This is a genomic window from Vibrio sp. LQ2, from assembly GCF_023920125.1.
GTDB classification, from domain to species: Bacteria; Pseudomonadota; Gammaproteobacteria; order Enterobacterales; family Vibrionaceae; genus Vibrio; species Vibrio fluvialis.
Genome location: NZ_CP085308.1, coordinates 1,620,489 through 1,644,930, shown reverse-complemented (window position 1 = coordinate 1,644,930; position 24,442 = coordinate 1,620,489). Strand labels below are relative to the sequence as shown.

Below are 24,442 nucleotides of genomic sequence, written 5' to 3'. Positions count from 1 at the left end.
AGAGATTAAGATTGGTTTTCGCCGGGCAGTTCGACGTTCTGCGCCTCTGCCCCTTCTCGTACCCAGATGTTACTCAACTGATAACGGGCGCAGGCGCTGCATGTCAGCACCTCCCCCTTGCCATGCACACGCATCACCAGCTCAGGGCGCTGCTCTTTGGAGTTCTGACTCATCTGAATTGTCAGTTCGTCATCGTCAAGGTCGAAAGGTCGCTGCCACACGGCATCGCCATGAACGTCCTGTATCGCGACTTTACCGTCTTTGAACACCAGTTGCTGCTGGTCATATTGATTGTCGTAGATCCCTTCAAACATATAGGTTTCCTTGTTGACCATGCGTTGTAAATCATCGCGGCTGCAACCGGACGTTACGCCAACACAGATGAGCAGCAGGGGGACAAGGGTCGATCTTTCCATGACGAACATTTTTCTCTGTTATGCCTCTTTTTCTAACGCCAGCAGCTGGGCTTTTCTCTCGACGCCACCCGCGTAGCCAGTCAGTTTGCCACTTTTGCCAATCACGCGATGGCACGGCACGATGATAGAGAGTGGGTTTTTGCCATTCGCCAGCCCTACTGCGCGCACCGCTTTCGGGTTACCAATGGCTTCAGCCAGTTGCAGGTAGCTCCAGGTTTCTCCATACGGAATGGTACACAGCGCTTGCCAGACTGAACACTGAAACGGAGTGCCCGTCGCTGCAAGCGGTAGGTCGAAGTGTTGGCGCTTGCCGGCAAAATACTCTTCTAACTGATTGATTGTTTTGACGAGTATAGGACAACTTTCACTGTATTGACCAAGATCCTTTGGCATCGTTTTTTCTGTTTCAAACCAGGCACCCAACAGGCCATTCTGGTTCGCTTGTAAGGTCATTTTGCCCAGCGGGCTATCAAAGTAAGTAAATTGATTCATGTTATTGGTCCCAACAATGAAAGGTGGCGTAACTGCCCCATGGCGACACGCTTTCCGGTGTCAGATGGGGAAAGGTCGCCAATGCTTTTTTCACCACCAGATCGGTGTGCAAAAAGCAGTTGCTGTCTGACACGCCGCGCAAGCGGGCGTAATTGACGGTCCACGGCCCGACACCTTTGAGTGCCAGCCAGTCGTCAAGTGGTGCATTCGGCTGCTCGGCCATAAACACCGCAAAGCGATGCAAGGTATCCTTGCGGCTTTGCGGCATGCGCAAAAAACTCACATCCGCGTCAGACACTTGCTGCGGGGTGGGAAAATACCACGGTTTGGCGCAGTTGTAATTGAGCGTCGCAACCAGCAGGTTGAGCTGCCCTATCGCCGCTTTAATCGATACCTGCTGCCCCAGTATTGCCCGCACGCCAGCTTCCCAGGCATTCCATACGCCGGGAATACGGATGCCAGAGTGAGTCACCAGCCCCGGCGCCGCCTGCTCAAGCTGGGCTTCAATGCTGACAATATCGGCATCGAGATCGAACACGCGGCGTAACTGGCTCACCAAATGACGCAGCTCGGTCAGCTCCGCCAGTTCAAATTCGATCTCCAACTGCGAATCCGACGCCAGCGTCGCTTTAAACCAGCCGTCGCAACCGTTAATTCTGACATGGCGTTGATAGCTGTCCTCTTCAACCTGTTCAATCCCATCAACGGCACGCAGACGATAAAACGCCAGCATGTGCGCCCAGTCAAACGGGCCGCGATAGGCCAGCGACAATCGATTTTGCGCCGTCACCGGTGCTGACTGCCTGCGCACCTGGCTGGGCGTCAGCTTGAGCACTTTCTGAAACGCATCGTTGAAGCGTCGGGTACTGTTAAACCCGCACGCAAAGCCAATGTCAGTGATCGACATATGGCTGGTGTGCAGCAGTTGTTTGGCGAACATCAGCTGGTGATATTGCGCGTACTGTTTCGGCGACATACCGAGATGCGACTGAAACAGCTGACGCAAGTAGCGATCACTGATCCCCAGCCGTACCGCCAGCTCACTCAGGCGCTGGCCTTGCAGTTCACCGTTATCAATCAGTTTCATCGCACGCAGAAACGTGGTTTCCACCCCTTTCCACGCCCACGAGCTCGGCGCACTGTCCGGGCGGCAACGCAAACAAGGACGATAACCCGCTTGCAGTGCCTGCGCCTGATTGAGGAAATATTCTACGTTCTCCTCTTTGGGCAGATTGGCCGGACAAATCGGCCGACAAAAAATACCCGTGGTTTTCACGGCAACGTAGAAGCGTCCATCGAAACGCGGATCGCGGCTTAGCCTTGCTCGCTGGCACTCTTGTGGAGTCAGTGCAACATCAACCTCAGTGTCCATATATCGCTTCCTTCGTTCTGTTAAGCACAGTGTACGACGTCATCACCAGAACACTAGCCATTTTCGGAACTCAATGGTCACACCGTGCTTTCACTCATCGTTACCCGGCTATTCACGAAAATGAGATTAAGTTCACGGAAAGTCCTTCAAGTTTTTCGAACAAGAATGTCGAGTTATGAACGTTATCTATTTTTTTAAACTCTCCTAAACTCTCTCCATCGGCACACAACAATGCACGACACTTATTGCAGATTATCGAATATTGAGGAAACCCACATGAACGCATTTTTGAAAAAACTCATGAGCACTGACGCAGGATTTGCACCACTGGCTCTACGTATCCCAATCGGCATCACTTTTATGGCGCATGGCTCGCAAAAACTTTTTGGCTGGTTTGGCGGATACGGTCTGGAAGGCACTGGTCAATGGATGGCATCCATCGGCATTGAACCGGGTGTTCTGATGGCTTTCCTGGCGGGCAGCGGTGAATTCTTCGGCGGCCTGTTCCTGCTGATCGGTCTGCTGACTCGTCCTGCGGCGTTTGTAACCGCATTCACCATGGTCGTTGCCATTCTGAGCGTGCACATCGGCAATGGTCTGTTCATGGCGAACAACGGTTACGAATTTGGTCTTGCCCTGCTGGCCGCCAGCGTATCACTGCTGATTTCTGGCGCGGGCAAAGTGAGCATCGACTCAGCAGTCAGCCAGAAATAATTTTCTGAAGATTCAATGAAGGGCGAGATTATCTCGTCCTTTTTTTGTTCTTACGCCATTACGCACTCTGTGTCACACTAGGTGGCAGTAAACAGTGCTGTTGGCAAAAGGACTTTCCATGACCACACTTCTGATCACCAATGCCCGACTTGAGGGCGAATCATCACTCAAACAGATCCTGATTGAATCCGGCCGTTTTACACATATCGAACCAGCGACCACTCACATCGACTATCAAGGCGAGGTGCTGGATGCCGCAGGTGGCTTAGTGGTCGCTCCGTTTTGTGAGCCCCACATTCATCTGGATACCACCCAAACAGCGGGTGAACCGGCGTGGAACCTGTCCGGCACGCTGTTTGAAGGCATCGAACGCTGGGCAGAGCGCAAAGCGTTGCTGTCGATAGAAGATGTCAAAGCACGCGCGATTCAAACCTTGAAGTGGCAGATTGCCAATGGCGTGCAGCATGTGCGCACGCACGTGGATGTGTCCGACCCGACGCTGACCGCGCTCAAAGCCATGCTGGAAGTACGCGACACCATGAAACCCTGGGTCGACATTCAAATTGTTGCCTTTCCGCAGGAGGGCATCCTCTCCTACCCCAATGGCAAAGCGCTGCTTGAAGAAGCGGTCAAACTCGGCGCCGATGTGATTGGCGCGATCCCGCACTTTGAATTCACCCGCGAATATGGCGTGGAATCGCTGCATTACGTGTTCGAACTGGCCCAGAAATACGATCGCCTGATTGATGTCCATTGCGATGAAATCGACGACGAGCAGTCACGCTTTGTCGAAACCGTCGCCGCCCTGGCCCTTCAGAATCAGATGGGCGAAAAAGTCACTGCCAGCCACACCACCGCCATGGGTTCCTACAATGGTGCCTACGCCTCGCGCCTGTTCCGCCTGCTGCGCATGTCGGGGATTAACTTTGTCGCTAACCCGCTGGTGAACATTCATCTCCAGGGCCGGTTTGATGATTACCCGAAACGCCGCGGCGTCACCCGGGTGAAAGAGATGCTGGATGCGGGCATTAACGTCTGTTTCGGGCACGATGACGTGTTTGATCCCTGGTATCCGCTCGGCACCGCCAACATGCTGCAAGTACTGCACATGGGGCTGCATGTATGTCAGGTGATGGGATATGAACAAATCAACGATTCACTCAAGCTGATTGGCCGCCATTCAGCGCGTACACTGAACATTGAGGATCAGTATGGGATTGAAGTGGGCAAACCGGGCAACCTGCTGGTGCTGCCTGCTGAAAGCGGTTTTGACGCGGTACGCCGCCAGGTCGCAGTGCGCTATTCAGTTCGTGGCGGAAAAGTGATCGCGGAAACGCAGCCCGCCACCACCCGGATTCACCTCGAAAACAGTGAAGCCATCGACTTTCGCCGTTAATGGCTCGCTGCGCTAATTTCAGCATCAAAAAAGGCGAGATTCTCTCGCCTTTTTCATGTTCAGGATGACACCCCAAGACCACCGGCCCTTTGCAGGCTGTATGCGGTGAGTGGGTCGATACTTTTGACCAGTTTTTCCACTTGCGTGATCGCATCGACCGATGAGCTGTTTTTGCGATAGCTGAGATAAATTGGCCGATACCAGTCTTCGACTCCGGCCACGCGATATAACTGCCCTGAGTTGAGGAACGGCTCAACCACAGACGCTGGCAGATAGGCACTGCCGCCCTTCTCAAGAATGAAATCCAGCGCAATACGCGCGGTAGAAGTGCGTAGAAACGGCGCTGGCGCTTTCGGGTGACGATCGGCATGCTCTGATGCAAAACGGGCGCCCCAGTCCACATACACGTACTGATGGTCAAAAACGCTGTCTGCGGTATCCGGACGGGTCGACACAAGCACCAGTACCAAGTCGGCGACTTTCTTGCACTGCAGCTCTTCCGCTTTAATTTGGTCCAGCGCAAACGCCATATCGAGCGTGCGCTCTAACAGGTTGCGACTAAGCTGCTCACGCCCCATGACTTCCGCCATGAATCCGTAACCGCTGAACGCATCGGTCACCACACTCAAACAGTTCTGCAAGTAGGCGTCCCAAATGTTCGGTGTCCCGCCCAGAGTCAGTTGCAGCGCTTTACCGCTCTCGAGCGAGAGTTCAAATTTCGCTTGCTGTAAGGTCGCCACCATCACTTCGGCATAGCCGACCAAACGCTCGCCGGCGGAGGTCAGTTTGATGTTGTTCCGGTCACGAGTGAAAAGCTGAGCATCGAAGTAACTTTCCAGCTGTTTAATACGTGCGCTGACGGCGGCCTGAGTTAAGTACAGATTCTCTGCGGCCCGGCCAAAATGGCGAACTTTAGCCAGTTCAAGAAAGGTGCGAAAGACTTTTACGTCCATATTGAATCCTCTGATATTCCTCGTGAAGATTAACAAGTAAGTACAATAATGACGATAAAAAATTTTTGTTTTTCTTTTCGAGATTTTGCGCCTAACTTTCGCCGTGAACCACGGCTACGTAGTGGTAGCACATATTCACACGAGGTTGATATGTCTGAGACAGTATTTCGTCAAGGAAAAAAACGATTTTTCGATACTAAAAAGTTTCCAAGAGGCTTTGCCAAGTCTGGTGATTTCACTCTTGGAGAAGAGGATATCCTAACGCTGTACGGGGATACAATGGTTGGCCTTGAGACCGGTCTGCTTCAGCCTGAAAATGCGGAAGAACAGCACTTTTTAGAGGTGTTGGATAACCCGGATCTGGCTCAGAGCAAGATTGAACGCGTTTGGATGAAGTACGTTCGTCTGTCTCGCGGTCGCAAGCGCTTCCATACGTTGAACGGTCGCAACAAACCAGATGCGGCGGACGACTTCACGGATGACGAACCAAGCCTGACAGAAGAAGACTAATGTGCCCGGCGTTGAACTCTCGGCGCCGCCTACTTCAACGACGAGAATAGCCGTCTTCTAATAGGGTCACGCATGGCCAACCCAATTTCCAAAGTTTATTCTCTAGAAGAGATGCTCTCGCTGATTCAGCGGGGGCAACCTTTCTCCGGCGAACTCGAATCCGCTGGTTGTTTTATCAAAATTGAACAATACCTGCCTGTCGTCTGTACCGCTATTCACGCGGGTAGCCGCCTACGCGATGACCTGCAAAAACAGTGTCAGCTTTCTAAAGCCGATCGCCGCCTCGAAGAGGCCCCGTTGACCGACCAACTCATCGCTTCCCAGCCCATTACGCTGTGGGGACTCGATTCACGCTTTGAGTACGATCTCAACCGCGCTCGCACGCTGAGTACCCGTTACAAATCGGCGTGGAAAAAACCGCTCAACGATAAGCAACGCTCTGCCAGTCACCTCAAACATGGCCTGTTTTATCAGCTCTACGAAGCTCTGATTCGCAAACTGGAATCGATGTTCGGCATGGTGATCGTGTTCGATCTCTACGCCTACAACTACCAGTCACTGCCGCAGCCCACGCCCGTGTTTAACGTCGGTACTGCGCAGATCGACATGCAGCGCTGGGGCGCAGTGGTCAAACGTTTCTGCACTGAACTGGGCAAGATTCAGTTGCCCCATATTGAAAACCAGACGGCCATGAACGCGGTGTTTGAAGGCCGAGGCTATCTGATTGCGCACACCAACGCGCATTTTGACCGCACACTGGTGCTGCCAACGGAAGTCAAGAAAGTGTTCATGGAAGAGGCGGACGGCACCGTTTATCCGCTGGTAATGGATGCACTCAAAAGCGGCCTCAAAGAAGCGTTCAGCCAAACCAGTGCCTATTTCCAGCGTCGTCACAACCGCCGCCGAACCACCAAAGCCAACATGCTCAGCTCGTCGATTGAGCCGAACGTGCTGGCGATTGATAAAGCGTTAGCCAAGCTGACGCAAAAAGTGGAAACGCTCAAATACGTCAACCCGAGCAATATTAACGCTGAGCGTAAGCGTTTCGATGCTGCGCCGAGTCGCTTTAAGCCGGATTTTCGTTACAAACAGTTACCGATCCACGCCAACGAGTTCAAACATAAGCTGTTCCAGTTACCGATTGAGTCAATTTCGGATCCGGATCTTAAGCAGCTTTACAGCTCGATGGTTAACAAGCTGAGTGAAAAAATCGACCTGCTGACCAGCATTGGGCAGGAGAAGTTCCTCTATAATTCGCTGCGCTTTTATGGACGGCCGAGTGCTACGGCTATCGATAACGCCCGCTTTCTGCTGTACGCCAAAACGCTGCCAGAAGAAAAAGGCCCGTTCTACACCGCTGATGAAGCGGCGGTGATCATGGCCAACAAAGCCAAAGAGTGGGGCATGGCGTGCAATGTGACGCCGACATCCTCCCTCGCGGCACGTGCCATGGTGAGCGGTAAAAAGCCACCGACGCTCTATCTCAACAGCAAAGTGACCTACTCGCACGCGGAAGTGCAGCGCCTGATTCAGCACGAACTTGGCGTGCATATGGCGACCACGTTCAACGCGCGCATGCAGCCACTGAAAGTGTTTTCTATCGGTCTGCCGGGTTCTACTGAATCTCAGGAGGGGTTAGCGATTCTGGCGGAGTATAAAGCGGGCTATATGTCACACGATCGCTTACAGACACTTGCGACCCGCGTGCTGGCCGTAGATTCTATGCTCAAAGAGCAAAACTTCTACCAGACCTTTGATTTTCTTGTGGATGAGTTTGGCCTCGATCGTGACAGCGCATTTGTCACCACCACGCGCGTTTACCGCGGGGGCGGCTTTACTAAAGATCATTTGTATCTGGAAGGATTCCTGCACACCTTGCAGCAAGCGCAGAAACGTAACATCGACAACCTGCTGGTCGGCAAATGCAGCCACACCTATCTGGATTTGATTGATGAACTGGTGGAACGCGGCTGGCTGGTCAAGCCAAAACATCGCTTTGATGATAAAGGTATTGAACCCGAGCCGGTGCTGAAATACCTAATCGATTCATTGCGCCACTAAGCGTTTGCTCTGATCGAATCTTTCTCCCAAAGCCCTAGTGCGATATTCGCCTAGGGCTTTGTTTTGGGACTTTCCTTATCGACCTGCACACTATTTAGCCAGCATGGCAACTTTCTTCAGAAAGCTGTCGCGCAGATGCTCCTGGTCATACTCCAGATGGTAGGTATTGTGGAATCCGACCTTCAGTTCGACGCCATTCCCCCGCATGTAGACGTTGTAGCCGTCATAGTCGGAAAACGCTTCGATGCCTTCATAAATCTTACCGAACTCCGTGGGTGTGCCATGCTCCATAACCACTTCGTATGCATGCAAAATTTTGGCAGGATCAAGTTCATTTTTCATATGCACAGCTCCTTTTTCATCATTCAGTTCAAGTATGGATAACGAACCCTCGCTTCGCCAATCTGCAACACGAAACACATCAAATTATCACTTAATTTTATAAATAAATTTTTTGTCATTTTTGACTATGCTTAACAGGGTTTAGTCAGCCTGAGTGCCGAATTTTTCGCCTCAAAATGGCCATTTATGCGATCATTGCAACGAAAAGAAAAAGAATGTTGAAAAATTTGACCCAAAACAATGGCTGACCACTTAAACTTATTTTATAATGCGAATTAATGATTATCCGAATCACGAATTATCACATTAGGGGCTACAAATGAGACTGATTCCATTAAACAACGCGGCACAAGTAGGTAAATGGGCTGCAGCACACATTGCAAAACGCATTAACGACTTTAAGCCAACTGCGGACCGTCCTTTTGTGCTTGGCCTTCCAACTGGTGGTACACCTCTGACAACTTACAAAGCACTGATCGAGCTGTACAATGAAGGCAAAGTGAGCTTCAAACACGTTGTGACATTCAACATGGATGAATACGTTGGCCTGCCAGCTGACCACCCTGAATCTTACCGTTCATTCATGTACAACAACTTCTTCAACCACGTTGATATTCAAGATCAGAACATCAACCTGCTGAACGGCAACACTGGTGATCACGATGAAGAGTGCCGTCAGTACGAAGAGAAAATCAAAGCCTTCGGCAAAATCCACCTGTTCATGGGCGGCGTGGGTAACGACGGTCACATCGCATTCAACGAACCAGCGTCTTCACTGGCTTCACGTACTCGTATCAAAACACTGACTCACGATACTCGTATCGCAAACTCTCGTTTCTTTGATGGTGACATCAGCCAAGTGCCAAAATACGCGCTGACTATCGGTGTGGGCACTCTGCTGGATGCACAAGAAGTGATGATTCTGGTCACTGGCCACAACAAAGCTCAAGCTTTGGAAGCGGCAGTCGAAGGTTGTGTAAACCACCTGTGGACAGTATCTGCATTGCAACTGCATCCAAAAGCGGTGATCGTATGTGACGAACCAGCAACGCAAGAACTGAAAGTGAAGACGGTAAAATACTTCACTGAGCTGGAAGCTGAGAACATCAAAGGTTTCTAAGCATTCGCTAGCGTATCTTTTCGAGCCCTGCTTCATGCGGGGCTTTTTTGTGCCACAAATTTGGTCACCTCAATTAATATTTTTATTATTTATCAGAACGTTACTAATCCTGTGGATTTCGTGACATCCACTCATTGGTCTTGCGAATAATTAATTCATTGCATCATCATTATTTGATATCAGTTCACATTATGCACCAATATGCATTAATTAACATTTCATTAACCCAATGGCTGGCAAAGAATAGTCTGGATCTCTTACACAAGGAGTTACAGATGCAAGTACGCATGACAACAACAAAAACGCTGATCGCAACCGCAGTCAGTGCAACGCTATTGACCGGGTGTTTTCTCGACGATCCTCGTTGGGTCGCGCAACAGGTCGCCAAACGAATCCAGCAAAGCGATGTGGTGGATCACCTTCAGACTCTTGAGGGTTTAGCATCTCCAACCAGTGACAACAGCGGTATTACCCGCGCGGCGGGCAGCCAGGGTTATCAGGAATCGGTGGAATACATTATCGCCACCATGAAAGAGCACGGCTATAAGGTGACCACTCAGGAGTTTGATTTCCGCGCCTGGGAAGAGCTGGCCAATACTCATCTGAATGTTAACGGCAATGAACTGGTCAGCACACGTAGCGCACCTGAAGGCACGGAACCGGACTACGCAGCAATGTCATACTCTGGTGGTTCAAACGGTGAACTGAGCGGAGAACTGGTGTTTGTCACTCCTGATTTCAACTTTGATTCTGACACCTACGACAGCAGCGATGGCTGTGAAGCTTCCGATTTCGAAGGCAAAGCCATCGCCGGCAAAATCGCGGTCATTCAACGCGGTTCGTGTAGCTTTAGCGACAAAGTCATCAACGCGCAGAATGCAGGCGCGATTGCGGCCATTATTTTCAACCAAGGCAATGATGAGGGTCGTAAAGGCGTCGTGAACGGCACCCTCGGCAGTGATACCTCCGCCACTATTCCGGCTTTCGGAGTTCGCTTTGAGTTAGGTGAAAGCTGGTATCAGGCCGCTCAGTCTGCCTCGGTTCCGGCCGTGCTGAACATTGATGTCAAAGATGAAATGGTGGTGACGCAAAACGTCATCGCCGAAACCCGCGGCGGCAACCCGAACAATGTGGTCATGCTCGGTGCGCACCTCGACTCCGTACCGGAAGGTCCGGGGATCAACGATAACGGCTCAGGCACCGCTGGCCTGCTGGAATACGCAGTGAAGCTGGCTGATTTGAAAGTGCCGGTGAAAAACCGCGTCCGCTTTGCCTGGTGGGCAGCAGAGGAAGCAGGCTTGGTGGGCTCGGAATACTACACCAATGAACTGTTTGCCCCGCTGTACGACAAGGCGCAGCAGCAAATCATGGATGAGCTGGGCATCAGCGACCCGGCGCAATTGACGGATGCGCAACTGGAGTTGGTCGATGCTCGATACAACAAGCTCAACAAAGTGAAGCTGTATCTCAACTTCGACATGATTGGCTCTCCGAACTACATCTACGGCGTCATGGATGGCGACTTGTCCGATACCAAAGACAGCCCGGACAACGCCTACACTGGTGATTTTGAACCGCCTTACGGCACTTCAGACATCGAATCCATCTTCAACGAATTCTTCACGTCAAAAGACAGCGCGACGGTTCCTCAGGCATTGTCGAAACGCTCTGATTACGCAGGCTTTGCGGATTGGGGCGTGGCGTTTGGTGGCCTGTTCACCGGAGCAGAACAAACCAAAACCGCAGAAGAAGTGGAGCAATTTGGCGGGGATATTGATGTCGCCTACGACGTTTGTTACCACCAGGCATGTGACGATCTCAACAACATCAGCCAACAGGCGCTGTGGGTGAACACTCAAGCACTGGCTTATGTCACCACGTATTACGCCATGAGCAACCCGCTCTTCCCGGCACAAGCGGACAGTGAACAACCGATGCTGCGTAGCATGAGTGCCCAACCAGCAGCGCAGAAACTGCGTATTGGTGAAAAACTGAAAGCGGCGCACAGCCATTCGGATCACGCCCATTTCCACGGCGATTTTGATCAGGACAAACAGTAATCGGATTACTGACAAACGACAAAGCCCCGCATTGCGGGGCTTTTTGTCTTCGGGACGTTGAGGAAACTTAGCCTTCAGCGACCATTTTCATCTCACTGATTTCCACCAGTTCAGCGACTTTGGTGTGCGCTGCCGGATGAGTGACACCATTAAAGCGTCCGCCCTGCTCGATGCTGAGATCATCGCTGTAAATACTGCCATTCACACGGCCTTTGCTAAGAATCTCAATCTTGTCGGCGTGGCAGGTTCCTTCAAACTCGCCGTTGACGATCACGTGTTCAGCGTAGATTTCACCACTGACGATACCGCTTTCGCTGATCACCAGAGATTTTTCAACATGGATCTGACCATCAATCTGACCGTCAACCTGCATATTACTCTCTACCCGGAGTTGTCCGCTAATTGAACAACCCTTTGCGATGAGAGTTGTAGCTGAGCGCTGACTCTGAGCTCGACTTTGTTTACTAAAGATTCCCATCGTATACCTCTTACCTTAGTGAATATCGACTCGAAATCATTTACACCCCAGTCAACAAACGGTCTGGGATCTAACGAACGGCCGACAAATCGAATTTCATAGTGCAAATGCGGGCCAGAAGACAGTCCGCTATTGCCTGAATAACCAATTAAGTCACCTTTCTGAATGAAGTCTCCGCTCTTTACCGCAAACTTCTGTAAATGCGAATAAGAGCTGGTAAACCCATACGAATGCTGCAAACGCAAAAAGTTACCTGACCCTTTGCTGCTTGCGCGGGTGACTTCCACTACCCCGTCCGCCGGAGCATAAACGGGAGTGCCGGTATTCACTGCAAAATCCTGTCCACGATGAAATTTCACCTGTCCGGTGACCGGATGGACACGTTTACCGTATCCTGACGAAATTCTTGCATTATGAACAGGTGCACCACTGGGGATTTGGGTTAACATCACCATCCTGACAGAAGAAGTGATTGCGGCGGTGTCCAAACGTGACTCCAGTTCCGCGCCCGAATCTTCTACACCCAGGACTTTCTCCAAATCGCCTAAGCGGTCGGAAACAATCTGCATCTTCTCTTCACGTTCGAGCAGATCGTTTTCCAAGTTATCTTTAAGCTCTTTAAGCGAGGCAACTTCTTCATTTAGCGACGTTGACTGGCTTTCCAGCTCTTGCTGTTTCAATTTGGCAAAATCCACCTCACCGACCAGGTAGTAAATAACACCACCCGCTGCGACTGCCCCTGCAAGCAGGACATAGCCGAAGCCTTTAAGACAGTGACGGAACCATTTGCCAATATGAAAGTGCCGTGTTCCGTGAATAGACGAAACCGAAACAATGACGTTTTCTTTCATGCGCAAATTCTAATTGTCATTCTTGAAAGTGGCGGAATTCTAGCAAGGAACGCTTATTGACTAAACTGTTTGCTGCTTATCTCTTCCGCAACTTGCATCCTTATTGTTCAGTTTGTGAATCAGAGCATAAACGAGCATTGCCCTGACCCAATCCATTTAATTTTAAATCAATAACTTATTAACAGTATGCGTCAAACGATACTGCGATTTAATTCACTGAATCTGAAAAACCTGCCGCAAGATATTCGTCAACACCACGCTTTGCCCGTCAATAGTGCAACGATCGTTCGCGGATTGTGCGTCGAAAAACGCAACGCCGGGACACATTCGCTATTCCACTCTGCGCTTATCAAGGTAATGCGACAGGCTGAGCGGGCATCTTTAATTAAAAAGCGGACTCAAGACCCGGAATGGGGCAATGAAGCAAAAATGACACCATTTCTGGAAAGCACACCTCACTTTTTTCGCACTCCGCTCACGCAGCCCCACTTTTAAATGCAGCAAAAACGTAAGCAACATGTTGCAAAATATCGTCTAAAATTACGTAAGTTCTCTGTCGAAATTTCGTATCTAAGTTACAAATCACTCATTAGATTTATGACTTATTTATTTCGACTTTTGAAATAAATAGCAATGAGTGACGTAGATCACTTTGATATTTTTTCCAGTTTAAAATTCGAATCAATACGTGATCCTTGTCACTTTTTATTTAATTTCAAAGATCTTTAATTTGTGACATAACGCATTACAAAGTTATTGAAAATTGTAAATTCACTAATTTGTAGCAAAATTACATGGTCAGGAATAGATGTAGATCACGGAAAAAATATTTGAATGGCGGGAATTTTGAGGCTTTGATCACGAAAAACCCGTTGCCAGTTCCGGGTCAAAATTGTGTGGTAAATTGATTGTGTACTAAGCAATCAACGGTTTTTAGCGAAACCGTTACAACAACAAAATTCATCAGAACATCGAACGGGGAAAACATATGTTATCACCAGAAGCGAAGGTCAAGGTACAAAATTTTGGCCGGTTCCTATCTAACATGGTAATGCCGAACATCGGCGCGTTTATCGCTTGGGGTTTCATTACCGCGTTATTTATCCCAACAGGTTGGGTGCCAAACGAAACACTGGCCTCCATGGTTGGTCCTATGATTACCTACCTGCTGCCACTGCTGATCGGTTATACCGGCGGTAAAATGGTCGGCGGCGACCGCGGCGCGGTTGTGGGTGCCATCACCACGATGGGTGTGATCGTTGGTACCGACATTCCAATGTTTATGGGTGCAATGATCGCTGGTCCTTTAGGCGGTTTAGCCATCAAAAAATTCGACGCAGCTATTCACGGTAAAGTGAAGAGCGGCTTTGAGATGTTGGTTAACAACTTCTCAGCGGGCATCATCGGTATGATCTGTGCGATCATCGCCTACCTGGTCATCGGCCCAGCAGTAAAAACACTGTCTACCGCTCTGGCAGCAGGTGTAAACGTACTGGTTGATACTGGCGTCCTTCCTCTGACTTCAATTTTTGTTGAGCCTGCGAAGATTCTGTTCCTGAACAACGCGATCAACCACGGTATCTTCTCACCACTAGGTATCCAGCAATCTGAAGAAATGGGTAAATCTATCTTCTTCCTGATTGAGGCAAACCCAGGCCCGGGTCTTGGTCTTCTGCTGGCATACATGATGTTTGGTAAAGGCAGCGCGAAACAATCTGCAGCCGGTGCATCAATCATCCACTTCCTGGGTGGTATCCACGAAATCTACTTCCCATACGTACTGATGAACCCTCGCCTGATTCTGGCGATGATCGGTGGCGGTATGACGGGTGTATTCGTGAACGTAATGTTCAACTCAGGTCTGGTTTCTCCAGCATCACCTGGCTCTATCTTCGCCGTACTGCTGATGACGCCGAAGTCAGCATTCCTGGGTGTTATTCTGTCGGTAATCTGTTCTGCAGCGGTATCTTGTGCCATCGCATCGTTCCTGCTGAAGACTCAGAAACAGACTTCTGACGACGAATCTCTGGAAAAAGCGACCAACCAGATGCAGGACATGAAAGCCTCATCGAAAGGTCAAGCATCACCAGCGGCAGACATCAACCTGGCAAACGTTCGCAAAATCATCGTAGCGTGTGACGCAGGTATGGGTTCAAGTGCGATGGGTGCAAGCCTGCTGCGCAAGAAAGTAGAAGCGGCAAATCTGAAAATCGACGTGACCAACCTGGCGATCAACAACCTGCCTGGCGATGTCGACATCGTAGTGACTCACCGCGACCTGACTGACCGTGCTCGTAAGCACGCAGCCAATGCGAAACACATCTCGCTGACCAACTTCCTGGACAACTCGCTGTACGACAACCTGGTGGCAGATTTAGTTTCGGCTCAAGAGGGCGAACTAAAAAAGCCTGAAGCACCAGCAAACGCAAGCTCTGGTAATGCAGGAACACTAAAGCTTTCAAATGAAAACATCTTCTTGGGCTTGGCACCTAAGAGCAAGGAAGACGTAATCAAGTTTGCTGGTGAGCAGTTGGTTAAGTTAGGCAATGTGGAACCTGAATACGTCGACGGCATGCTTGAGCGTGAGAAGTTAGTGTCGACGTACCTGGGTGAATCCATCGCCGTACCGCACGGCACCATCGAAACCAAGAAGTACGTGAAAAAAACCGGCATCGTCTTCTGCCAATTCCCTGAAGGTGTTCAGTGGGGCGAAGAAGAGGATGACGTAGCGAAAATGGTTATCGGTATTGCAGCGCAAGGCGATGAACACATTCAAGTTATTACTGCCATCACGAATTCGCTAGATGATGAAGAAGCAGTCGAGTGTTTGAAGACAACAACCAACCCGGAAGATGTTCTTCGAATCCTAAATGGCTAACTAAGCGTTAAAGCCATGCTCCTCGATGAACCTAAGGCCGGTCCACCCCCGACTGGCCTTATTTTTTAGATTTTTTATTTCTTTATTTTGTGGAAGATCTGTTATGAAAGCGTTACATTTCGGTGCCGGTAATATCGGCCGTGGTTTTATCGGCAAACTGCTTGCTGATGCCAATATTCACGTAACTTTCGCAGACGTTAATGAAGTCGTTGTGAATGCTCTGCGCGAGAGACAAGAGTACCCTGTTAAAGTGGTAGGTGAACACTGTGTAGTCGATACGGTCACAGGTGTGACAGCCATCAACTCAACAGACCCAAAGATTGTCGACTCTATTGCTGAAGTTGATATCATTACCACCGCTGTTGGCCCAACTGTCCTGAAAATCATCGCTGGCACGCTTGCTCAGGGCCTGGAAAAACGCATCAGCAATGGCGTGACATCACCACTGAACATTATCGCGTGTGAAAACATGGTGCGCGGTACCAGTCAGTTAAAAGAAGCTGTATTCGAACACCTTTCAGCCGACGCTAAAGCCAAAGTTGAACAACTGGTTGGCTTCGTGGACTCTGCGGTAGACCGCATCGTTCCACCAGCGGAAGAAGGCGAAACGGATCCATTGGCGGTCACCGTTGAAACGTTCAGCGAGTGGATCGTGGATGAAACTCAGTTTAAAGGCGACATCCCGAACATTCCGGGTATGGAACGCACAGACAACCTGATGGCGTTTGTGGAACGCAAACTGTTTACTCTGAATACTGGCCACTGTGTGACCGCGTATCTGGGTAACCTGGCCGGCCACAACACGATTCGCGAAGCGATTGAAGACGATGTCATTCGCGCAGAAGTGAAACAAGCCATGCAGGAAAGTGGCGCAGTGCTGATTCAGCGCTACGGCTTTGATGCCGACAAGCACGCTGCTTACATCGAAAAAATTCTCGGCCGCTTTGCCAACCCTTATCTGGTGGATGAAGTGGACCGCGTAGGACGCCAGCCAATTCGTAAACTGGGTCCGAACGATAGACTAGTGAAGCCATTACTCGGCACTATTGAGTACGGTGTAGAAAACAAAACATTACTAAAAGGCATCGCGGCGGCGCTGAAGTACACCAACGACAGCGACCCGCAAGCCGTAGAGTTGCAAGATTCGCTCAACCAACAAGGTGTTCGCAAAACTGTCGCACACTACACTGGTCTTGACGAAAATAGCGCGGAAGTACAGACCATTGAGTCTCTATACAACCAGCTATAACGGTGCAGCTAGATTGGGGGGCAGATTGCCCTCCATCCCAAGAAATAGCTTAGATCAGTATATGGCAGAAAAAATTAACGAGACCGAGATCCTAGAACGACTGAACGATGCGCCATCTGTCCGTGGTTTCTTCATTGCAACAGTCGAAGTATTCAATGAAGCCATTGATGCACTGATGCAACGTATTTTCCGCAAAGACAACTTTGCCGTTCAATCTGTCGTTGGCCCCCTACTTCAAGATACCGGACCGCTCGGCAATCTCTCAGTTCGTTTAAAACTGCTTTATGGTTTGGGTGTTCTGCCTGATGCCGTTTACCACGACATCGAAAGCATCATCAAACTGCGTAATCAGCTCAACAGCGACGGCGCAGAATACACCTTTACTGATCCCAAGATCATCGCACCTATTCAAGCACTCAATTTAGTCAAAAAAATGGGCATGGTTCAATTCAACCCGCTTGAAGAACCCGACGGAGACGTCGACCTGGAGTTTTACCACTTGCAGCTGCAACGCCAACAGCAGGTGATCAAATCCGGACTGTCACTCGCCATCATTGAAATCTGCAATGAGCTGAACAAAGAGAGTCCGTTCTAAACCGTCACGTCCTAAGGCACGGATCGCCTTCCCATTTTCATCACGAGTCACTACCGAATTCTCTGTCGCGTGTTAGCCTTGGCACATCCTTCACCAACAGAGAATCTTTCATGAAAATCGGCATCATCGGCCTGGGCGATATCGCGCAGAAAGCCTACCTACCGGTCATCACTCAACTGCCCGGCGTCGAACTCATTTTCTGTACCCGTAACACCGACACTTTGTCTTCTCTGGCGAGCCAGTATCGTATTGCTGATACCTGCAGCGACTATCGCGATGTCCTCAATTTCAACCCAGATGCGGTGATGATTCACGCGGCCACCGCCGTGCATCCGGAAATTGCGAGCTTTTTCCTCAGCCATGGCATTCCGACGTTTGTGGATAAGCCATTGGCCGACAGCGCAGCGGCCTGTGAACAGCTGTATGAAGTGGCCGAAAAGCACCAGCAGCCACTGTATGTCGGTTTTAACCGCCGTCACATTCCTCTGTTCAATGCGCATCTGAGCGGCATGCAAAACGGTGCTCGCGACGATCTGCGTGGTCTGCGCTGGGAGAAACATCGCTACGATTTGACCGGTGAAATCCGCACTTTCCTGTTCGATGATTTCATTCACCCGCTCGACAGCGTCAACCTGTTCGCCAAAGCCGACCTGAATGATGTGTACATCACCCATCAGATGGCGGGCAATCAATTGGCCCGGATTGATGTGCAATGGCAGCACGGCGACACACTGCTGCACGCATCGATGAACCGTCAATTTGGCAAAACGGGTGAGCGCATCAGCGCCCAATTTGTCAATGACGCCTATGAGTTTGACTCGTTTGTCGAAGGCAAACGCTGGCACGCCAATCAGGAATCCACACTGGCCCTCAAAGACTGGACGCCGATGCTGACCAGCAAAGGCTTTGCCGACATGATTGGCGACTGGCTGAATGTGGTGCAGAGCGGCAAACTCGCCAGCGACATCATCGCCCGCAACCTCGCCAGTCACCAATTGGCCGAAGCGGTATGTGCGCGTGTGACAGCTTTGGTCCGTTAGCGCGGAGAGTCTCCTATACTTACTGTGTTGTTGTTCAAACCCTAGCTCAGAACACAGCCGAAGGAGGCACCATGGAACTCCGTAATAAATCCGGTCAGGTGACCCATCTTGCCGACAACCTCACTCTCAAAGAGGTACGCGACATGGGCTTTACCATTGATCTGTGCGACGAAGCGTACGATCAGCAAGAGCACTGGAAAGCCAAAGCCGAACAGCGCGGCCGTCAGAAAGATTACCCTGACGAATCCTGACTCCAGCAAACCGGGCACTCTCGCCCGGTTTTTTATTTCCACCTGTGTTACCCCCAACTATTAGCGTTGCTAATAGTATGAGTAGAAATCCGGTTTGTTCCGATTGTTTCAATAGTGTTAAATCCCTATCAAACAAAGGGGAGCTGTATGAACATTATTGATGTTTTAAAACCTTGGATTCCAGAAGCTATTAGTATTCGTCACGCCATTCACCAACATCCTGAGCTGGGGTTCGAAGAGAACCACACTCAGGCATTGGTGGTTTCAGAGCTACACAGCTACGGCGTGGATGAAGTGTGTACTGATTTCGGTAAAACCGGCGTCGTCGGTATCATCAACGGCGCGCTGGGTGATGGCCCTTCTATTGGCCTGCGCGCGGATATGGACGCGCTGCCGATCCATGAAGAGAACACCTTCGCGCATCGGTCATGTCACGACGGCAAAATGCACGCCTGCGGCCATGACGGCCACACCAGCATGCTGCTGCTGGCGGCGCGTTATTTGGCCGATTCTCGCCAGTTCAGCGGCCGAGTGGTGCTGATTTTCCAACCGGCGGAAGAAGGCCGTGGCGGCGCTGCAACCATGATTGGTGATGGGCTGCTTGAACGTTACCCGATTGATGCCTGTTACGCGCTGCACAACATGCCGGGCATTCCGGCTGGCCAGTTTGCGTTTAAAACCGGGCCTATCATGGCAAGTTCGGATCGCCTGTTTGTCACCATCAACGGCCAAAGCGGCCATGCTGGTCTGCCGCATCTGACTCAGGATCCACTCTTGGTCGCAACTCATATTTATCAGGGCATTCAGGGAATGGTGAGCCGCAGCTATGACCCGTTTGATCCGCTTGTTGTCTCAGTGACTCAGCTGCATTGCGGCGAAACCACTAACGCAATCGCCGATCAGGCGCACATGAGCGGCACCTTCCGCACGCTCAACCAAGCGACCCGCGACAGCCTGGTGGAACGTCTGGCGCAACTGGTGGAACACAGCGCCAAAGCGCACGGCATGAGTGCAGAATTCAAACTCGGCCCTGTCTCGCATCCGCCAACGGTCAATACTCAAGCGGAAACGGATCAAGCCATTCTGGCGGCGCAAAAAACCGTTGGGGCAGAGAACGTCAACCCGAGCTGCGAAGCCAAACTGACCAGCGAAGATTTCGCCTTTTTCCTCAACCAGGTTCCGGGCTGCTACGGCTTTCTGGGCAACGGCGCGGGCGAAAACGGCACCTGCAGCGTAGGCCTGCACAATAAAGCCTATGATTTTAATGATAATTTACTGCCAATTGGTGCTGCCTATTTCATCCATCTGATTGAAAAACACTAACACCGCATGAGGGGAAGTGAGTCCCCTCTTTACACAAGGAGTGTACTGACAATGTCGACCGTACTGTCACAAAAAGCGGCGCCACGCGCGTCGATGATCGATCGCATTGAGCGATTCGGGGACAAAGTGCCCCATCCGTTTTATCTGTTTATTTTCCTTTGCCTGGGTGTCATGGTGCTCTCCTGGTTGCTTGCTATTGGCGGTGGTGGTGTCACGCACCCGGCCACGGGCGAACTGGTACACGTGAAGAATCTGCTCAGCGGCGAAGGACTGGTGTATATCCTCAAGTCCACCGTCAACAACTTCGTCTCGTTCAAACCGCTGGGGCTGGTACTGTGTATGATGCTGGCGGTGGGTTTACTGCAGGAAGTCGGTCTGGCGGACAGCGCCATCAAACACTCGCTGCTCAATGCGCCGCGCCAGTTTGTAACGGCCTCCATTTTCCTGACCGGCATCATCGGCAATCTGGCCTCTGACGCTGCGTTTATTCTGGTTCCGCCATTGGCCGGTCTGATTTTCGCCGCGACCAACCGCAACCCGATTGTCGGCATCGCCGCCGGTTTCGTGGCCGTCGCGGCTGGCTTTACCGCCAACCTGTTTATTGCCGGGACCGACGTACTGTTGTCGGGCATCACAACCGAAGCGTCCAACATTGTGGAACATGTGGAAGTCAGCCCGGCGGCGAACTGGTACTTCATGCTGATCTCAGTACCGATTCTGGTCGTGACAGGCACCCTGTTGACCGACAAATACATTGAGCCACGCTTTGCCCACAGAATGGTGGCGCACGAATCGGCAAGCCAGCAATCTTTCACCATCACCGCGCAACAAAAAACCGCGCTGAAATGGTCAGGCATTGCGTCACTGCTGTTTATCAGTTTGCTGCTGGCTGTCATCTGGCCAAGCGATTCACCGCTGCGCAACGCTGATGGAAGCTTGGTACCGTCCCCGTTTCTGAGCGGCATCATCCCAATCATCATGGCATTTTTCATCATGAATGCGGTGGTGTATGGCGTGAAAGCGGGCACCATCAAACAGGCAAGTGATGTGCCGGAACTGATGGCCAAAGCGCTGAAAGGCGTGGGCGGTTACATCGTGCTGGTGTTTGTGATTGCCCAGTTTATTGCCTGGTTCAAATGGTCCAATCTGGCGATCTTCATCGCGGTGAACGGCGCAGAATGGCTGTCTTCAGTCGAGATGCCCAAGCTGGCCATGATGGCGGTGTTTATGATTCTGGCCGGCCTGATGAATATGATCGTCTTCAGCGGCTCGGCGCAGTGGGCCATTATGGCACCGGTGTTTATTCCTCTGTTTATGCTGCTCGGCGTCGATCCGCAAGTGACGCAGATGGGCTATCGTATTGCCGATTCCACCACTAACATTATCTCGCCGACCAACCCGTATATTCCGATGGTGCTGGCGCTGATCGCCAAATACAACCCGGAGGTGAAGTTCGGGACGTTCCTTGCGATGATGGTGCCGTACGCGCTGGTGCTGTTCGGTGTGTGGGGCGGTTTCTTCCTGCTGTACATGCTGACCGGGCTGCCAGTCGGCCCGATGTAAGCCAAATCATCAACGGATGTTGTGAGCCTCTTACTGAGGCTCACTCACCCCAATCCCTGCTTCCCACAACGTCGATTCGCTGACATGCTTTTTCAGGATCAGCGCAAACTCATCCACCAACGCCCGCTGCGTGTCTTTGCGCGTGATAAGTCCCACCAGTCGAAATTGCACCGGCTGCACAATCGGAATAAAACGAATCGCGTCACTCTGGTTTAACCCGGCAATCGTCGACGAGAGAATGGTCGAACCCAGTCCACTGGAGATCATGCCTAGCAGCGTCGAGGTGTGCGAGGCGCTGAACTCAGGATCGTAAGTCAACCCGACCCGAGAGAACGCTTCATCGGCCAGTGTGCGTAAACTGTTGCCCGGACTGACGCCGATGGTGGCGTATTGATGCGCCTGCTCCCAGCTAATTTCGCTCTGCTCCGCCAGCGGATGATCGGCGCGGCAGACAAAACAGAGATAATCACGAAACAGCAGATCGAAGTTCAGATCGGGATGATTGGGATTGGTATTGATACCAATATCCGCACGTCCTTCCAACACCGAGTGGGTGATGTCGTCCACCCGCTCTTCAATCAGCCGAAAAGTAAAATCCGGGTAGCGTTTTTTGAGGTCATTGAGGGTTTTCGGTGCCAGCGAAGCACACAGTGTGTAGAGCGATGAAACCACCAGCGACTTGTTATAGCCATGCTGGCGATCGCGGTTTTCCTGCACCAGTTTATCCAGGCGATTGACGATAAACCGCGCTTCCTGATAGAGATGATGGCCAGCATCCGTCAGCACAATCTTGCGCCCTTTGCGTTCATACAACTCACACGATAGCTGCTGCGCCAGCTTTTTCATCATCTGACTCAGCGCCGATTGGGTAATGTGCACTTTGTCGGCGGCGTAAGTGAAATTCTGCTCTTCAGCCAGCGCGATAAAGGCTTTGAGCTGGCGATAGCTGATGTCCATATTCAGGCTCATTCCAGATTAACGGCAAAGGCGCCAGTATACCCTATCGCCAGCCCCGAAGCCGCTTTGGCAACGCAGAGAGTGGTGCAGATCTCACTCTCATGACCCCATTTCAGGCAAAGAAAAACCGGGCCTTAAGCCCGGTTTTGCGTGCGTCACTTTAATGGAAGATTTCACTGCCAAAACGCAGGCAGCGGCTGTGGCCGATAAGCTGATTAAACGCATTGCGATCCAGGCGGATCAACGTTTCATGGTCGCCGGATTCCAAGTACACGTGGTCGAGTTCAGTCAGCGACTGATCGCACACCATGTTCATGTGATAAGGCATCCCCATCGGCGGCACTGCACCGCGGTCGCAGTCATCAAACATCTGATAGATATCGCGTTCTTTCACCAGATGATATTTGGCCTGATATTCGTCATTCAACACCCGCAAACTCACTTTAGCGTTTGCCGGCAGAATGGCCATTAAGTGTTTACCATCATGATCTTCCAGTACCACGCCTTTCGCCAGATGCATAGGCTGAATGGCAGCGGTGTGGGCACTGTGCAGCGAACTGTTGCTGTGGCGGTGCACCACTCTTTGGTATGGAATATGATGGTCGCGTAAATAATGATCTAAGCGGGTTTCCATGGTCATACTAGCCTCCGCATGTCCTTTCCCCTTCCTGATTATAGAAAAGGAACCCGCTTTTCGCCGCGCAACGCGGCGATTTTACTCAGTCAATCTGGCCGATAAACCAGTGCTGAAAATCCTCCAGCTGCGCCTGATATTGCGGCAGCTCGCTCATCAGTTCAGCCAGGCAAGGTTCAATCGCGCTTTTGTTATAGGCCAGTCCGCCAAGGCGCTGTGCCAGTTGCTCCATCGGGTACGGATCGAGCATGTCGCTGAAAATGGTCGCCTGCACAATCGCGCCGCGTTCCACGTCCAGATACACATCCACCCCGCCCCAGCCAAAGCGCTCATCCATGTTGTGGGTAAACGGTGGCGTTTGGCCAAAGTTCCAGTCCCAACTGCTTTGCAGCGCAAATTTCGGCTCAAAGCCCGGTAAATCCAAAAACGACTGCGGCGAGATAAATTCCGGCTCCACCTCCTGCTGGTAGTGCTCGCAATAGGCCTGCATGATCACCTCGCACACCGCTTGGTGTTCAATATCGGCTTTTACCGTGTTGAGGTTGATCACCCGCGATTTCACCGAGGTGATGCCTTTGGCTTGCAGCTTTTTGATATCCGGATTGAGGTAATCCGCCAGACGGCTGAGATCGGCGCTCAGCAGCAGCGTGCCGTGGTGAAAACCGCGATCCAGCGTTTCGCGATACGCAGACCCCGAAAACTTGCGAATGCCATTCGCATCTTCCAGCACCAAGTCGTTGCGGCCATTGGCCACACCGTCAATACCCAGCTTTTTCAGCCCAGCCAGCACGATGTTGGTCGAGACGTCTTTGTCGTATTCCGGTTTCCCCGCCATAAAGGTGAAGTTGGTGTTGCCCAAATCGTGGAACACCGCGCCGCCGCCCGTTTGGCGACGCGCCAGCTTTACCTTGTCCTGTTCCATGCGGTCGGTTTTACACTCGCGCCACGGGTTTTGCGCGCGGCCAATCACCACCGTGTCGGCATTGCGCCACAAAAACAGCACACGTTGGTCAGCAGGCATGGAACGGAAAATGGTGTCTTCCACCGCGAGGTTAAACCACGGGTCGGTAGAATCGGAGATCAGAATGCGGGTCTTTGTCATGGTCGTTTTCGCACCAAGCAGAAGGGAAGATGCGGCTATGTTACGAGATTCTGCGGCCAATCACGAGCCAAAGCGACATAAAAAA

The 24,442-nt window shown here is 51.2% G+C and carries 23 protein-coding genes; 13 read left to right on the top strand and 10 right to left on the bottom strand.

The genetic code is table 11. From position 1 onward, the window contains the following. Window positions 1-5 precede the first annotated feature (5 nt). From LGV68_RS07690 to LGV68_RS07680, 3 genes are read right to left on the bottom strand one after another with little or no spacing between them, the layout of a single operon-like run. Window positions 6-416, bottom strand: coding sequence for a hypothetical protein (locus tag LGV68_RS07690; RefSeq protein WP_032082138.1), 411 nt, complete (start codon window positions 414-416; stop codon window positions 6-8). A gap of 18 nt (window positions 417-434) precedes the next feature. Next, window positions 435-908, bottom strand: coding sequence for a methylated-DNA--[protein]-cysteine S-methyltransferase (locus LGV68_RS07685; protein ID WP_032082131.1), 474 nt, complete (start codon window positions 906-908; stop codon window positions 435-437). Between the two features lies 1 nt (window position 909). Beyond that, complete coding sequence (locus LGV68_RS07680) at window positions 910-2,280, bottom strand: AlkA N-terminal domain-containing protein (protein WP_252536445.1); 1,371 nt, start codon at window positions 2,278-2,280, stop codon at window positions 910-912. Between the two features lie 276 nt (window positions 2,281-2,556). On the opposite strand from LGV68_RS07680, the gene LGV68_RS07675 reads away from it, so the two are divergent. Beyond that, window positions 2,557-2,994, top strand: coding sequence for a DoxX family protein (locus LGV68_RS07675; RefSeq protein ID WP_020328803.1), 438 nt, complete (start codon window positions 2,557-2,559; stop codon window positions 2,992-2,994). A 118-nt stretch (window positions 2,995-3,112) separates the two neighbouring features. Further along, the gene (locus LGV68_RS07670; protein ID WP_252536443.1) at window positions 3,113-4,390 is read left to right on the top strand and encodes a cytosine deaminase; all 1,278 of its coding nucleotides are present in this window, start codon (window positions 3,113-3,115) and stop codon (window positions 4,388-4,390) included. Between the two features lie 59 nt (window positions 4,391-4,449). Here LGV68_RS07670 and LGV68_RS07665 read toward each other — a convergent pair whose 3' ends face one another. Then, a complete protein-coding gene (locus LGV68_RS07665; RefSeq protein WP_032080850.1) occupies window positions 4,450-5,343 on the bottom strand; it encodes a LysR family transcriptional regulator in 894 nt (297 codons plus the stop codon). A 150-nt stretch (window positions 5,344-5,493) separates the two neighbouring features. Here LGV68_RS07665 and maoP point away from each other — a divergent pair, with 150 nt between their 5' ends. Together maoP and LGV68_RS07655 are read left to right on the top strand one after the other, a co-directional pair. After that, complete coding sequence (maoP, locus tag LGV68_RS07660; RefSeq protein ID WP_020328800.1) at window positions 5,494-5,853, top strand: DUF413 domain-containing protein; 360 nt, start codon at window positions 5,494-5,496, stop codon at window positions 5,851-5,853. A 72-nt stretch (window positions 5,854-5,925) separates the two neighbouring features. Further along, window positions 5,926-7,914 carry a flavohemoglobin expression-modulating QEGLA motif protein gene (locus LGV68_RS07655; RefSeq protein ID WP_032080849.1) on the top strand — a complete coding sequence of 663 codons (1,989 nt, stop codon included), beginning with the start codon at window positions 5,926-5,928 and terminating at the stop codon, window positions 7,912-7,914. A gap of 90 nt (window positions 7,915-8,004) precedes the next feature. Here the strand turns inward: LGV68_RS07655 and LGV68_RS07650 are convergent, their stop codons facing one another. Next, window positions 8,005-8,256: a DUF3081 domain-containing protein gene (locus tag LGV68_RS07650; RefSeq protein WP_020328798.1), complete on the bottom strand. Its 252-nt coding sequence runs from the start codon at window positions 8,254-8,256 to the stop codon at window positions 8,005-8,007. A gap of 319 nt (window positions 8,257-8,575) precedes the next feature. On the opposite strand from LGV68_RS07650, the gene nagB reads away from it, so the two are divergent. Both nagB and LGV68_RS07640 read left to right on the top strand, forming a co-directional pair. Next, window positions 8,576-9,376, top strand: a complete 801-nt coding sequence (nagB, locus tag LGV68_RS07645) for a glucosamine-6-phosphate deaminase (RefSeq protein ID WP_020328796.1) — start codon at window positions 8,576-8,578, stop codon at window positions 9,374-9,376. A gap of 275 nt (window positions 9,377-9,651) precedes the next feature. After that, window positions 9,652-11,436: a M20/M25/M40 family metallo-hydrolase gene (locus LGV68_RS07640; protein ID WP_222747855.1), complete on the top strand. Its 1,785-nt coding sequence runs from the start codon at window positions 9,652-9,654 to the stop codon at window positions 11,434-11,436. Window positions 11,437-11,503: 67 nt separating this feature from the next. On the opposite strand, the gene LGV68_RS07635 is transcribed toward LGV68_RS07640, so the two are convergent. Together LGV68_RS07635 and LGV68_RS07630 are read right to left on the bottom strand one after the other, a co-directional pair. Next, on the bottom strand, window positions 11,504-11,809 hold the full coding sequence (locus tag LGV68_RS07635) for a polymer-forming cytoskeletal protein (RefSeq protein ID WP_020328794.1): 306 nt from the start codon (window positions 11,807-11,809) through the stop codon (window positions 11,504-11,506). 8 nt (window positions 11,810-11,817) lie between these two features. Then, entirely contained in the window at window positions 11,818-12,765 is a 948-nt protein-coding gene (locus LGV68_RS07630; protein ID WP_024375415.1) for a M23 family metallopeptidase, read from the bottom strand. Between the two features lie 988 nt (window positions 12,766-13,753). On the opposite strand from LGV68_RS07630, the gene LGV68_RS07625 reads away from it, so the two are divergent. The 7 genes from LGV68_RS07625 (at window position 13,754) to LGV68_RS07595 (ending at window position 21,664) form a co-directional block, all read left to right on the top strand. Continuing rightward, window positions 13,754-15,643 (top strand): PTS mannitol transporter subunit IICBA, encoded by a 1,890-nt coding sequence (locus LGV68_RS07625; protein ID WP_154183002.1) that lies wholly within the window; start codon window positions 13,754-13,756, stop codon window positions 15,641-15,643. 103 nt (window positions 15,644-15,746) lie between these two features. After that, a complete protein-coding gene (locus tag LGV68_RS07620) occupies window positions 15,747-16,892 on the top strand; it encodes a mannitol-1-phosphate 5-dehydrogenase (RefSeq protein ID WP_032081593.1) in 1,146 nt (381 codons plus the stop codon). 61 nt (window positions 16,893-16,953) lie between these two features. Beyond that, window positions 16,954-17,487, top strand: coding sequence for an MltR family transcriptional regulator (locus LGV68_RS07615; protein ID WP_020328789.1), 534 nt, complete (start codon window positions 16,954-16,956; stop codon window positions 17,485-17,487). Window positions 17,488-17,597: 110 nt separating this feature from the next. Beyond that, window positions 17,598-18,527: a Gfo/Idh/MocA family oxidoreductase gene (locus tag LGV68_RS07610; protein WP_252536441.1), complete on the top strand. Its 930-nt coding sequence runs from the start codon at window positions 17,598-17,600 to the stop codon at window positions 18,525-18,527. A gap of 71 nt (window positions 18,528-18,598) precedes the next feature. Continuing rightward, the gene (locus LGV68_RS07605; RefSeq protein WP_020328787.1) at window positions 18,599-18,778 is read left to right on the top strand and encodes a hypothetical protein; all 180 of its coding nucleotides are present in this window, start codon (window positions 18,599-18,601) and stop codon (window positions 18,776-18,778) included. Between the two features lie 147 nt (window positions 18,779-18,925). Further along, a complete protein-coding gene (locus tag LGV68_RS07600) occupies window positions 18,926-20,101 on the top strand; it encodes a M20 aminoacylase family protein (RefSeq protein WP_020328786.1) in 1,176 nt (391 codons plus the stop codon). A 51-nt stretch (window positions 20,102-20,152) separates the two neighbouring features. Then, a complete protein-coding gene (locus LGV68_RS07595; RefSeq protein ID WP_233920952.1) occupies window positions 20,153-21,664 on the top strand; it encodes an AbgT family transporter in 1,512 nt (503 codons plus the stop codon). Between the two features lie 30 nt (window positions 21,665-21,694). Here LGV68_RS07595 and LGV68_RS07590 read toward each other — a convergent pair whose 3' ends face one another. The 3 genes from LGV68_RS07590 to LGV68_RS07580 all read right to left on the bottom strand — a co-directional run bounded on the left by LGV68_RS07590 (window position 21,695) and on the right by LGV68_RS07580 (window position 24,357). Further along, the gene (locus LGV68_RS07590; protein ID WP_020328783.1) at window positions 21,695-22,621 is read right to left on the bottom strand and encodes a LysR family transcriptional regulator; all 927 of its coding nucleotides are present in this window, start codon (window positions 22,619-22,621) and stop codon (window positions 21,695-21,697) included. A 160-nt stretch (window positions 22,622-22,781) separates the two neighbouring features. Then, the gene (locus LGV68_RS07585; protein ID WP_020328782.1) at window positions 22,782-23,261 is read right to left on the bottom strand and encodes a YbaK/EbsC family protein; all 480 of its coding nucleotides are present in this window, start codon (window positions 23,259-23,261) and stop codon (window positions 22,782-22,784) included. A gap of 79 nt (window positions 23,262-23,340) precedes the next feature. Then, window positions 23,341-24,357, bottom strand: coding sequence for a lipoate--protein ligase (locus LGV68_RS07580; protein ID WP_222750301.1), 1,017 nt, complete (start codon window positions 24,355-24,357; stop codon window positions 23,341-23,343). Between the last annotated feature and the right edge of the window lie 85 nt (window positions 24,358-24,442).